Raw genomic sequence first — 12,195 nt, forward strand, 5'->3', positions numbered from 1 at the left:
GTCAGGGCGTTTCGACTCGCTGCGCTCGCTCACGATCGGTGGGCGCCGCCAGCGCGCCTACGGGGTCATCGAGTAACCGGGCGAAGGCCGCCTCTGCCGCACCGACCAAGAGGCGGTCTTCGCCCAGCGCAGCCGAGCGGATGTCGACGTCCTCTCCCGCGGCCGGCATCGACAGGGCTCGCACGTCCTCGAGCAGTTCGCCGGTGCCGCCCTCGGCGATCGTCGCGAGAAAGCCGCCCAGCACGATCAGCTGCGGATTGAGCACGTTCACGGCGTTCGCGAGCGCCGTGGACAGGATGCGTCGCTGCCGCGCGATCTCGTCGCGCGCGTCGGGCAGGGTGCTGGCCGCGAGAGCGGCGGCGAGGGTCGGTTCGTCGGCGCTCGCCAGGCCAGCGACCGCGAGCAGGCGCACTCGGCTGACCTCGTCTTCGAGGACGCCGTCCCCGGCGAGCCGGTCCGCGCTCGACGGTATGCCCGGTCGGTTCTGCCCGAACTCACCGGCGTAACCCGAGGCCCCGGCCACGGGCATCCCGTGCACGATCAGGCCACCACCGATACCGCTCGCGCCGCCATTCAGGTAGACGAGATTGTCGATGCCGCGACCCGCGCCGAACAGGTGCTCGGCGATCGCGCCGAGGGATGCGTCATTGCCGACCACGATCGGTAGGCCCGTCGCTTCGGCCGCGAGTTCGTGCAGCGGCACATCGTGCCACTCGAGGTGCGGGGCGTTCCGCACCATCCCGTCGGCGCCGCGCACCAGCCCGGGTACCGCAAAACCGAGTCCCACGAGCCGCGCGTCCCTCAACGCGTCCGCGCGCCAGAGCTCGATCGTTTCGGCGACCAGCCGCACCGTCTCGGCCGGAGTGAGCAGGTGGTCGACCTCTATGCGGCGGCGGGCGGCGACCGTCCCATCGAGTCGTACGGCAGCGATGGCGAGGGCATCGACCTCGGGATTCGCGGCGATCGCCATGATCGACGGATGCGTCACCACGACCGGAGACGGACGTCCCGCGCGCGTCGACGGAGCCGGCGGAAGCTCTTCTGCCAGGCCGATCGAGGCGAGTTCCGCAACCAGGTCGGCGATCGTCGAGCGGTTGAGTCCGGTTGTCGCCGTCAACTGCGCGCGCGACTGGGGGCCCGCCAGATGCAGGATCCGCACCAAACGCGCGAGGTTCGCTCGACGCACGGCTTCGAACGTCGTCGCGCGGTCGGTCATCGCACCAGCGTAGGGGGTCGCCGCGTCCGACGGAATGGTATAGGTTGTGTTCAACAACATTTCCGTTCAGCGAGGATCAGGATCACCCATGAGCACCCCTACGCCCACGCCCGCCGACAAGTTCTCCTTCGGCCTCTGGACCGTCGGCTACAACGGGACCGACCCGTTCGGTGGCCCGACGCGTCCGCCCCTCGACACCGTGCACGCCGTGGAGAAGCTCGCCGAACTCGGCGCGTATGGCCTGACCTTCCACGACGACGACCTCTTCGCCTTCGGTTCGACCGAAGCCGAGCGCGAGAAAGAGATCGACCGGCTGAAGGGCGCACTCGCCGACACCGGCATGATCGTGCCGATGGTCACGACCAACCTCTTCAGCGCCCCTGTCTTCAAGGACGGCGGCTTCACGTCGAACGACCGCGGCGTCCGTCGCTTCGCTCTCCGCAAGGTTTTCCGCCAGCTCGACCTGGGCGCCGAACTCGGCGCCAAGACGTTCGTCATGTGGGGCGGCCGCGAGGGTGCCGAGTACGACGCCGCGAAGGACATCCGCGCCGCGCTCGAGCGCTACCGTGAGGCCGTCAACCTGCTCGGCGACTACGTGATCGACAAGGGTTACGACATCCGCTTCGCCATCGAGCCCAAGCCCAACGAGCCGCGCGGCGACATCCTGCTGCCGACGCTGGGTCACGCCCTCGCGTTCATCGACTCGCTCGAGCGTCCCGAACTCGTCGGCCTCAACCCCGAGGTCGGGCACGAGCAGATGGCGGGCCTGAACTTCGCCGCGGGCATCGCCCAGGCGCTGTACCACGGCAAGCTCTTCCACATCGACCTGAACGGCCAGCGCGGCATCAAATACGACCAGGACCTGGTGTTCGGTCACGGCGACCTGCACAACGCGTTCGCGCTCGTCGACCTGCTTGAAAACGGCGGACCCGGCGGTACGCCCGCCTACGACGGCCCCCGACACTTCGACTACAAGCCGAGTCGCACCGAGGACGAGACGGGAGTCTGGGACTCGGCAGCGGCCAACATGCGCACCTACCTGCTGCTCAAGGAGCGTGCCGCGGCCTTCCGCGCCGACCCCGAGGTGCAGGAGGCGCTCGAGGCTTCGCGTGTGCCCGAGCTCTCGGTGCCGACGCTGAACGAGGGCGAGTCGTACGACGACTTCCTCGCGGACCGCTCGGCATACGAGGACTTCGACACCGACGCCTACCTGGGTGGCAAGGGCTTCGGCTTCGTCCGCCTGCAGCAGCTCGCGACCGAGCACCTGCTCGGCGCCCGCGGCTGAGGAGAGCAAATGACGCTCGTCGCGGGGGTCGATTCGTCGACGCAGTCGTGCAAGGTCGTCATCGCGGATGCCTCGACCGGCCGGATCGTTCGCACCGGCCGGTCGGCGCATCCGGATGGCACCGAGGTCGACGCGGAGGCGTGGTGGAACGCTCTGCAGGCCGCGATCGTCGACGCCGGTGGGCTCGACGACGTGGCATCGGTGTCGATCGCGGGTCAGCAGCACGGCATGGTCGTGCTGGATGCGCAGGGCGCGGTCATCCGTCCCGCCCTGCTCTGGAACGACACGCGTTCGGCCGTGGCGGCACGCCAGCTCATCGCGGAGGTCGGGGCTGACACGTATGCGGAGCGGACGGGCGTCGTGCCCGTTGCCTCTTTCACCGCGACGAAGTTGCGCTGGCTGCGCGACACCGAACCCGAGAACGCGGCCCGCGTCGCGGCAGTGGCGTTGCCGCACGACTGGCTGACGTGGCGCTTGCGCGGGTACGGCCCGGCGGGATCGCCCCTCGGCCCCGTGCTCGACGAGCTCGTGACGGATCGGTCGGATGCCAGTGGCACCGCCTATTGGGGCTCCGCCGGCTATCAGCCCGACCTGTTCGAACGCGCGCTGGGTCACGCGGCCGTGCTGCCACGTGTGCTGGGTCCGCTCGAGCGCGCGGGTACAACGCCGAGCGGGCTCGTCATCGGCCCCGGCGCGGGGGATAACGCAGGCGCGGCCCTGGGTCTCGGTGCCACGGGCGGCGACGGCGTCATCTCGATCGGTACATCGGGAACGGTTTTCGCCGTCACGGAGACTCCGATCGCGGATGCCTCGGGTACGGTCGCCGGCTTCGCCGACGCCACAGGACGGTTCTTGCCGCTCGTCGCAACGCTCAACGCGGCGCGCGTCCTGGATGCTTTCGGCGGGCTGCTCGGGGTCGATCACGATGAGCTCGGTCGCCTCGCGCTCGAGGCGGCACCGGGGCCGAAAAGTCCTGTGCTCGTGCCGTACTTCGAGGGTGAACGAACGCCGAATCTGCCGGATGCCACGGCATCCCTGTCGGGTCTGACGCTCGCCGGTACGACGAGGCCGGCGATCGCGCGCGCGGCGATAGAAGGCATGCTCTGCGGTCTGGCCGCGGGTCTCGACGCGATCCGCGAACAGGGGGTCGAGCTTCACCGTCTGCTGCTGATCGGCGGCGCGGCTCGAAATCCCGCGGTATCGGCGATCGCCGCGCAGGTTTTCGACCTGCCGATCGTGGTACCGGCGCCGGGCGAGTACGTCGCCCTCGGCGCGGCACGTCAAGCCGCAGCCGTCCTCGCGGGTGACTGGCCCGACTGGGCCGCATCCGGCGAGATCGAGGTGCCCGTCGACACCCGAGCCGACATCCGCGCGCGGTACGCGCACGCCGCGCTAGGGTTCCGTCCGTGACTCCGAGAGAACGACGCCCCGCATCCGGCACCCAGCACTTGCTGCGATCGGGTGACTATCAAGCGGTCGTCGCGAGTGTCGGAGCCTCCTTGCGGGTCCTGCGTCACAGCGGGCCCATGGGTGAACGCGATCTCGTCGTGCCCTTCGACGCCGACGAGGTCCGGCCCGCCTATCGCGGCGTGACTCTCGCGCCCTGGCCCAACCGGATCGTCGACGGTCGCTATCGCTTCGGAGGGATCGATCACGTCTTGCCGCTGACCGAGCCGGAGCGCGGTCATGCCCTGCACGGGCTGGTTTCGTGGCTCGATTTCGAGGCCGTCGACAAGGGCGCCGATCACGTCACGCTCGCCGCCGAGATCGAACCGCAGACGGGCTATCCGTGGCGGATCTGTATCGAGTCGACCTTCCGCCTGAGCGAGGGGGGCCTCGAGCAGACCGTCACGGGAACGAACATGTCCGACACGGTCGCCCCATTCGGCATCAGCGGGCACCCCTACCTCGTTGCGGGCCCAGGACGCGTGGACGACTGGACGCTGGAGCTGCCCGCCGATGTCGTCCTCGGTGTCACGGAGGACCGTCTCATCCCCACGACCGAGCAAGATGTCGACGCACACGACGCCCGTTGCTTCGATTTTCGTCGGCCGCGCCGCATCGGTGATGCGCGCATCGACCACGCCTTCACGGGGCTGCGGTGGGACGACGGAATGGCTCGTGTGCGTGTGACGGATGCCTCGGGGTCCGGTGTCTCCCTTGCTTGGGATGGGGCGTGCCCCTGGGTGCAGGTGCACACGGCGGATATGCCCGGGCGTGCGACCGATCGGATCGGATTGGCCGTCGAGCCGATGACCTGCCCACCCGACGCTTTTAATTCTGAGAACTCTCTCATATACCTTGACCCCGCATCCCGGGCCGGGGGAAGCTGGACCATCGCGTCGATCTGAACAAGATCCCGCGACAAACTTTCCCTCGCAAGAGCTTCCCGATTCGGTGTTTTGACGATTTGTCCACCGAAAAGGGGACATAAATTTATGATTTGTCCCCCAAAAGGGGGACATACCTTGCGTGCGCGGTGGGGTTATGCTCGTTCTAGCTCCTTCTGAAGCATTCGAACCGACGTCCCCAGCGTTGGGCGGGCCGTTTCCCCAAGCGGTTCTGCGATCGGATGGGAAGGAAGCGGGGCCCCCTCGAGTCGCCCAGTCCCCAATGGGCCACCCGAGGGGGCCAATTCTTTTCTTCGGCCCTCCCCGCGACTCACGAGGCGCAACCGTCCACAGGACGCCGGTTCTTCTCCTTGCCGGCACGCGATGACCTGTCAGGATGGGTCGCATCCGTCCGTGTGATCGAAGAGAGCCACTATGTCGCAGCCCCAGGGCCCATCGCCCGTCGAGGCCGAAGAGGCCCGGAGTCCCTACTGGAAGTTCGCCGTCTGGATCGCGATCGGCGCACTCATCGCCGCCGCACTCGTGTGCGTCATCTGGGTGCTGATCGGTGATCAGAACGGACTCATCGGTCGGGCGTTCTTGACGATCGTGCTGCTGGCCGGTTTTGCCGGCGCCGCGCTGCTTGATGCGAGCGCCGCGCCGCGCCGCCCGCAGTGGTACGTGCTCGTGAGCATGATCGGGTGGGTGCTTGCGCTCCTCGCCGGCGCCATCAAGATCTGGGCGCCGATGGACTGGGGATGGCCGTGGGGCTCGTCGCCTTTCATCCGCTTCGTCGAATTCGTGGGGATCGTCCTGGTGCTTCGGCTGGCCATCCTGCACATCCGCTTGTTCACGAAGACTCAGGGCGAGCCGCGCAGTGCTTTCTCGCGGATCGTCGTGCCCATCACCGTCGTTCTTGTCTCGGTGCTCGCCGTCCTCCTGATCCTGCCCATGCTGCTGGCGCGAGCCGTGGACTTCTCGGAGTTCTACTGGCGCGTCGTGGTCGCAATCACGATCCTGGCTGCCGTCGGCACGGCTCTCGTGCCCCTCGTCAAGGCTCTCAACGGCCCGCGACGTCTCGCGCCGCCCGCCCCGCCCGTACCGGCTCCCGTCTGGCCGACCTATGTCGACGGCATGACCCCGCTGCCCGCGCTCGCAGACGGCTCGCCGGACTGGAACGCCTACTACACGGGCTACCCGACACAGCAGGCGGCTTATCAGCAGCAGGGCATCGCGCCGACTCCGCCCCCCGTCCCTCCGGCGCCGCCCGTGCCTCCTGCGGCTCCGCCGAGCTGAGTCTCACCGGTCGAGGATCTCGAGCGCGGCCATCGCGGCGTTCTGGCCACCCAGACCGCTGACGCCACCCCCGCGTCGCGCTCCTGCACCGCAGAGCAGTACACGCGGGTGTTCCGTCGCGACGCCCCAGCGCACCGCCGGACCGCGCGAGCCCCCGCCATCGACTCCGCCATCGACTCCGCCACCGGCATCCGAATCATCGCCCAGCCACGGCCACGACAGGGGCCCATGGAAGATGTCGCCGGCGGCCATTCCGAGCGAATCCTGCAGGTCGAGCGTTGATCGTGCTTCGAGACAGGGCGTGCCGTCCGGGGCCCGATAGATCACGTCCTCGATGGGCTCGGCAAGCACGCTGTCGAGCGAGGCCTGAGCGGCAGCGAGCAGCTCAGCGCGCGAGGCATCCGGGTCCCGTCCGGTGACGAGACGATGAGGTGCATGCAAACCGAACAGCGTCAGTGTCTGGGCGCCCTCGGAGCGCAGGTCGGAGCCGAGGATCGTTGGGTCGGTCAACGAGTGGCAATAGATCTCGGCGGGAAGCGGTGAGGGAATCCGCCCCGACGCGGCTTCCGCGTAGGCCGAGTCCAGCTGCGTCAGCGTCTCGTTCACATGGAACGTGCCCGCGAATGCGGATGCCGGATCCACCTCGTGATCGCGCAGCCTCGGCAGGCGGCGCAGCAACATATTGACCTTGACCTGCGCTCCCTCGACTTCCCGCGCAGCGGCGTCCGGCTCGTCCCCGTCCGCGCTGACGAGCCGATCGAGAACGGCAGGTCCGACGCCGCTCAGCACGAGTCGAGCGGCGACACGCTCGCCATCCGCCAGTGTGACCTCTCCATCAGGGCTCACCACGACGACCTCCGCGTTGACGCGTAGGGTGGCGCCGGCGCGCACGGCTGCGTCGCGCAGAGCATCTGTCACACTCCCCATGCCCCCGACCGGGACATCCCAGTCGCCCGTGCCACCGCCGATCACGTGGTACAAAAAGCAGCGGTTCTGGCGCAGCGAGGCGTCGTCCGACGACGCGAAGGTGCCGATCAGCCCGTCCGTCATGACAATCCCACGCACGAGGTCCGACCCCACCGAGTCGCGGACGAGTTCACCGAGCGGACGATCGACGATCCCCTGCCAGAGCTCGTCGTCGCCGACGGCCCGGCGCACAGCCCGCGCATCGGGAAGTGGCTGCGTGAGCGTGGGGAACACGGCTCGGGCAACGGCACCCACCCGAGCCGAGAGGGCGGCGTAGCGAGCTGCTTCGGCACGGTCTCCCGTCGCGCGTGCAAAGGATGCGGCGGTGCCCGAGGCATCCCCGTGATCGATCAGAACACCGTGCTCGGGCGAGCCCGGGTCGGGCGTGTACGACGAGATGCGGCGCCGCCGGAGCGTGATTTCGAGCCCGAGGTCGCGGACGATCGAGGCGGGGAGCAAGCTCACGAGGTACGAATAGCGCGAGATGCGCGCGTCGACACCCGCCCACGGTCGCTCCGAGACCGCGGCGCCGCCGACATGGCCGAGGCGCTCGAGCACGAGGACGCTCCGGCCTGCCTGCGCGAGATAGGCGGCTGCGACGAGTGCGTTGTGACCTCCTCCCACGATCACGACATCGTGAAGGGTGTGCGGGCCGCTCGAGCGCGTCATGCGCCCACCCTAGGACGCGCGGCGCCGAGAACCCATGGGTAGCGTAGGGGCGTGGATTCAGACGCGGAACTTTTGTCCTTGGCCGTCGAGATCGCACGGGAGGCCGGAGAACTCGCCCGCACCCGGCGGGACCAGGGGGTGGCGATCGCGGCGACCAAGTCGGGGCTGGCCGACATCGTCACGGAAGCCGACCGCGAGGTCGAGCAACTGATCCGCGACCGGATAGCGGCGGCGCGTCCGGACGACGGGTTCCTCGGTGAAGAGTCTGCGGCCGAAGAAGGATCGTCCGGCCTCACCTGGGTCGTCGACCCCATCGACGGGACCGTGAACTACGCGTACGGAATTCCCGCGTACGCCGTGTCGATCGCGGTCGTCGAGGGTCCGCCCGACCCCGGCGTGTGGACGGCGGTCGCCGGCGTCGTCAACAACCCGGCCACCGGCGAGCTCTTCCATGCATCCCGCGGCGAGGGCGCCTATCTCGGCTCGCAGAGACTTGCGATCCTGGGCGAACCGGATGCATCCGGCGCGCTCATCGCCACCGGCATGAGCTACGACCCCGAGCGCCGCACGCAGCAGTTCGAGATTCTGGGGCGGGTGCTGCCACTCGCTCGCGACATCCGGCGAATCGGTGCGGCGTCGCTGGATCTCGCCTTCGTCGCGGCCGGAAGATTCGACGCGTATTACGAGTGGGGCCTCTGGCCATGGGACATGGCAGCCGGTTCGCTGCTCGTCAGCGAGGCCGGGGGAGTTGTGGGTGGACTCGCGGGAGCTCGCGCGGGACGCGACCTTTTGATCGCCGCGAGTCCCGAATTCTACGGATCGCTGGAGGCAGTGCTCGCTGGTTGAGCAGTCTGCTCACACATGGCATTCTCAGTCCCGACGGGTTAGTGTTTACCTATTCGTTACCTCCGCCCGAACGGATCTGACGAGAATCTCAGAAGCAAGAACCCGAGCAAGACATCCCGAAGCCCGTCGCGTCCCCCCGCGCGCCTGATCCGAGAGTTCCATCCGCTTGCAACCCGACGCCCCCGAGTCGGAGTTCGGCCTCACACGCCGTGCTCGACGTGCAGACGCCTCTGCGTCCGCCCTCGACTCTGCCTCCGATTCCGCTGCGACACACTCGTCCGCTGAGTCCGAGACGCGTGCCGCTCGTCGGCGAGCAGCGATCCAGGATGCTCCGCAGAGCCGTCGACAGGCTCGCCTGAGCGGCACTCCCATCGTCGAATCCGTCACCGCTTCGGACTCGTCCGTTCCGCTCGTGCCTTCGCCGGCCGATCTGACGCCTGCGTCTCAGTCCGTCGAGGGCGATGTCTCGGATGCTTTCGAGACAGCGGCTCGCCTGTTCAGCTTCACCGGCGAGAACCCGGTGATCGTGCCGGTCGCCCAACCTGCTGCAGACGAGTCGGAGGCCCCGGCAGCCGCTTCACACCGCGCGCCGCGTCGCGTGCGGCGGCCCGGGTCCGCCCTCAGGCGCGTGGCTGCCACCGGCTTCAGCATGGGTGTCATGGCGGCCGTCGGACTGCTCACGGTCGCGGTGACGGTGCCCGCCGAGGCACTCGCCGCGGCGACCCAAGCCGATTCCGTCACGTCGATCACGGTTGCGTCCGACGACGAGGTTGCGGAAGAAGACGAGATCCAGGCGTTCGTCGCTCCCGAGGGTGCCGACACCGAGCTCAATCGGGACGAGCAGTACTCGACGGCCACCTTCAGCGACATCGCTGCGGCGACCGGCATCAGCCGCCACACCAATTTCTTCGTCAACGACCCGAGCGCTCCCATCCAGTGGCCCTTCGCCGTCGGCGTTCCCATCTCGGATGGTTACGGTCCCCGCTGGGGCTCGTTCCACTATGGGCTCGACTTCACTCCGGGTGAGGGTGCCGAGATCCAGGCCGTCGCTGCCGGCACGGTTCGTGTCGCGAGCGAGAGCGGCGGAGCGTTCGGCGTCCACGTGATCGTCGATCACGAGATCAACGGCGAGGTCTTCGCAACCCACTACGCGCACATGCTGTACGGCTCGATGCAGGTCAAGGCCGGCGACGTCGTCGAGGCCGGTACGGTTCTCGGGCACGTCGGCGACACGGGTCTGTCGTATGGAGCGCACCTGCACTTCGAGGTGTTCGTCAACGGCGCACGCATCGATCCGCTGCCGTGGCTGCGCGAGCACGCGGGCGGCTGATCCGCGAGGTCGCCTCGGTTTCAGGTCGGCGCCCCGCCGATGGTATTCTCTTGTGGTTGCCCGCTTGCGGGTGCGCCCCGATAGCTCAGTGGTAGAGCACTTCCATGGTAAGGAAGGGGTCGTCAGTTCAATCCTGACTCGGGGCTCGCAGCATCCTGGACCGGGATGCGGTGTGGCGGGGTAGCTCAGTTGGTGAGAGCGCACGACTCATAATCGTGAGGTCGCGGGTTCAAGCCCCGCTCCCGCTACGAAAGAAGCGCCCCCTCGTGGGGCGCTTCTTTCGTTGGTGGAGTGGTTGGTTGGCCCGTCACGCGCGGGTGGGCCCACGCCGCCAGAGGCTCCGCGCGCCGCGCAGCGGCGTGTGGAGAGGCGGTGGGGACAAGCCCCGCTCCCGCTACAGAAAGAAGCGCCTCCTCGTGGGGCGCTTCTTTCGTTGGTGGAGTGGTTGGTTGGCGCGTCACCCGCGGGTGGCGCTGCGGCCAGCTCGGCGCAGTCGTGCCTCACGGCTCGCGACGTGGACGCCGACGCCCGTCGTTCCGGCTGCGAACGCCGCCAGCAGACCGAAGAACGCGAGCTCATCCCCGGACGCGTAGATCATGGCCGAGCAGACGAGTGCGACCACAGCGACGAACATCACCGCTGTACCGAAAATCTCACCGATGCTCGAACGATCCAGCATTTCGCGTGCGTATCCCCACATGCCTTCAGGATGCGGCTGCCGGCTCCCACCCGCAATCGTCCTCGGGTGAACAGATCGTCACGATCCCGCCATCCCCGGTTATCCGAGCTCGCCGGGGTGCGTGAGGCGCCACCAGGCGGTCGGCTGCTCGATCCCGCCCTCGAGGGTCACATCGATGGTCGCGGTGTTCGGACCGGCGCTCCAGGTGATGGTTCCGACGGACTCGCCGTCCTCGTATGTCTCGGGCGCCGTTGTGTCCATGGTCACGGCGAGGGGGGTGTCGGACCAGGTCAGGATCGACGCGCTATCGAGGACGATCATCCGTCCGGCCGATCCCCATGCCGTCGTGTACGTGCCGACCTGTTGGCCGCGCTCAGAGAGCGGTACGTTGTGGAACCCCGCGCGGATGCTGTCGAGCAGCGAGACGACCCCGGCGCTGACGGAGTCTCGTGAGAACCCGCCGAGCATCACCCCGGTGACGCTGAGTGGCTGCCCCGTGCCGACATCGAGGGTCGCCGTGTACAGCAGGGTGTAGTCGTTCTCGCCGAGCGTTCCCGTCTTGAGTCCGGTGATCCCGGATGTGCCCAGCACGCCGTTCGTGTTCAACATCGTCCCCGGACCCGGCAGCGTGAGGGAACGCGTCGCCGCGATCTGCGCGATCACGGGGTTGGCGGCGGCGATCTTGCCGATTGCGATCATGTCGCTCGGGGTGCTCGTGTTGCGGGCACTGAGGCCCGTGGGTTCGACGATCGTCGTGCCGGTCAGTCCGTTCGCCGCGAGCCAGCGCTGCGCCGCGCTCACGAAAGCGCCCTGCGAACCGAACGCCCAGGTCGACACGGCCTCGGCATAGTTGCTCGCGGAGGGGATGAGCATCGTCGCGAGCGCGTCGTGCAGTGACATCGTCGTGCCCCGAGGCATCTCGGCGACCGTCGCCCCGAGCACGTAGTACTTGTCGAACAGATCGCGGTCGGCCTCGCCGAAAGCGATTGTCGGACCGGGGTCGTCCGCGCTCGCGAGGGGCTTCGCGTCCAAGATCACGAGGGCCGTGATCAGCTTGCTGATGCTCGCCATCGGCCGGGGATCCGCTGCGCCGCTCGACTTCCAGATGCCACCGGCTTCAGGGCCCAGATAGTCGTCGGCGCCAGCGACGCTGATCGCAGCGGCGCCCTCGAGGGGCATGGTGATGGTCGCGGCCGGCGGAACCGAGATATCCGGTGTCTGCCACTCGACGACAGGTTCCGGGAGAGGAGCGTTCAGTGCCCAGGCCACGTAGCCGCCGGTGGACGCGAGCACGACCGCGAGGATGATCGCGACGATCAACCAACCCCTCCGGCGGCGACGTCGCCGGATCGCGGGATCCTCCCGCACGCGCCACTCGGGTGCCGCCCGTTCATCGCGCATCAGGTCGTCCAGGCCGGACAGCCCATCGGTGGAATCGTGCTGAGTCGTGATCGCGGGCCCCCGTCCGTCGAGCTCAGGCTCCCCCATCTTGGCGGTCGAGCGTTCACCGCGTCCAGCACTCTCTCGGCAACGCGAAGGGCTCGCCCGCTAGCCTGGAAGACCACGATCCCCGGAGGC

The 12,195-nt window shown here is 68.3% G+C and carries 10 protein-coding genes and 2 tRNA genes; 8 read left to right on the forward strand and 4 right to left on the reverse strand.

Going from position 1 to position 12,195, the window contains the following annotated elements; translation table 11 throughout:
* Position 1: 1 nt before the first annotated feature.
* On the reverse strand, positions 2–1,216 hold the full coding sequence (locus CGU34_RS05995; protein ID WP_100813627.1) for an ROK family protein: 1,215 nt from the start codon (positions 1,214–1,216) through the stop codon (positions 2–4).
* 88 nt (positions 1,217–1,304) lie between these two features.
* Between CGU34_RS05995 and xylA the strand changes: the two genes are divergently transcribed.
* From xylA to CGU34_RS06015, 4 genes are all read left to right on the forward strand, one after another.
* On the forward strand, positions 1,305–2,501 hold the full coding sequence (gene xylA / locus CGU34_RS06000; RefSeq protein WP_100813597.1) for a xylose isomerase: 1,197 nt from the start codon (positions 1,305–1,307) through the stop codon (positions 2,499–2,501).
* A gap of 9 nt (positions 2,502–2,510) precedes the next feature.
* Positions 2,511–3,911 carry a xylulokinase gene (locus CGU34_RS06005; RefSeq protein ID WP_036298709.1) on the forward strand — a complete coding sequence of 467 codons (1,401 nt, stop codon included), beginning with the start codon at positions 2,511–2,513 and terminating at the stop codon, positions 3,909–3,911.
* Positions 3,908–4,852: an aldose 1-epimerase family protein gene (locus CGU34_RS06010; protein ID WP_100813598.1), complete on the forward strand. Its 945-nt coding sequence runs from the start codon at positions 3,908–3,910 to the stop codon at positions 4,850–4,852. The genes CGU34_RS06005 and CGU34_RS06010 overlap by 4 nt, the downstream gene beginning before the upstream one ends.
* Positions 4,853–5,266: 414 nt before the next feature.
* On the forward strand, positions 5,267–6,127 hold the full coding sequence (locus CGU34_RS06015) for a hypothetical protein (protein WP_100813599.1): 861 nt from the start codon (positions 5,267–5,269) through the stop codon (positions 6,125–6,127).
* 3 nt (positions 6,128–6,130) lie between these two features.
* Here CGU34_RS06015 and CGU34_RS06020 read toward each other — a convergent pair whose 3' ends face one another.
* A complete protein-coding gene (locus CGU34_RS06020) occupies positions 6,131–7,762 on the reverse strand; it encodes a phytoene desaturase family protein (RefSeq protein ID WP_100813600.1) in 1,632 nt (543 codons plus the stop codon).
* Positions 7,763–7,813: 51 nt separating this feature from the next.
* Here CGU34_RS06020 and CGU34_RS06025 point away from each other — a divergent pair, with 51 nt between their 5' ends.
* The 4 genes from CGU34_RS06025 (at position 7,814) to CGU34_RS06040 (ending at position 10,186) form a co-directional block, all read left to right on the forward strand.
* Positions 7,814–8,608 (forward strand): inositol monophosphatase family protein, encoded by a 795-nt coding sequence (locus tag CGU34_RS06025; RefSeq protein WP_100813601.1) that lies wholly within the window; start codon positions 7,814–7,816, stop codon positions 8,606–8,608.
* Positions 8,609–8,774: 166 nt separating this feature from the next.
* Positions 8,775–9,938, forward strand: a complete 1,164-nt coding sequence (locus tag CGU34_RS06030) for a M23 family metallopeptidase (RefSeq protein ID WP_100813602.1) — start codon at positions 8,775–8,777, stop codon at positions 9,936–9,938.
* Positions 9,939–10,012: 74 nt separating this feature from the next.
* Positions 10,013–10,084: transfer RNA gene (locus CGU34_RS06035), tRNA-Thr, on the forward strand.
* A 28-nt stretch (positions 10,085–10,112) separates the two neighbouring features.
* A tRNA-Met gene (locus tag CGU34_RS06040) sits at positions 10,113–10,186 on the forward strand.
* A gap of 209 nt (positions 10,187–10,395) precedes the next feature.
* On the opposite strand, the gene CGU34_RS06045 is transcribed toward CGU34_RS06040, so the two are convergent.
* Together CGU34_RS06045 and CGU34_RS06050 are read right to left on the reverse strand one after the other, a co-directional pair.
* Positions 10,396–10,638 carry a hypothetical protein gene (locus tag CGU34_RS06045; protein WP_232711559.1) on the reverse strand — a complete coding sequence of 81 codons (243 nt, stop codon included), beginning with the start codon at positions 10,636–10,638 and terminating at the stop codon, positions 10,396–10,398.
* A gap of 78 nt (positions 10,639–10,716) precedes the next feature.
* Entirely contained in the window at positions 10,717–12,105 is a 1,389-nt protein-coding gene (locus CGU34_RS06050) for a D-alanyl-D-alanine carboxypeptidase family protein (RefSeq protein ID WP_232711560.1), read from the reverse strand.
* Positions 12,106–12,195: the final 90 nt, after the last annotated feature.

It is taken from the genome of Microbacterium lacus (genome assembly GCF_002812805.1).
Classification (GTDB): Bacteria; Actinomycetota; Actinomycetes; order Actinomycetales; family Microbacteriaceae; genus Microbacterium; species Microbacterium lacus_A.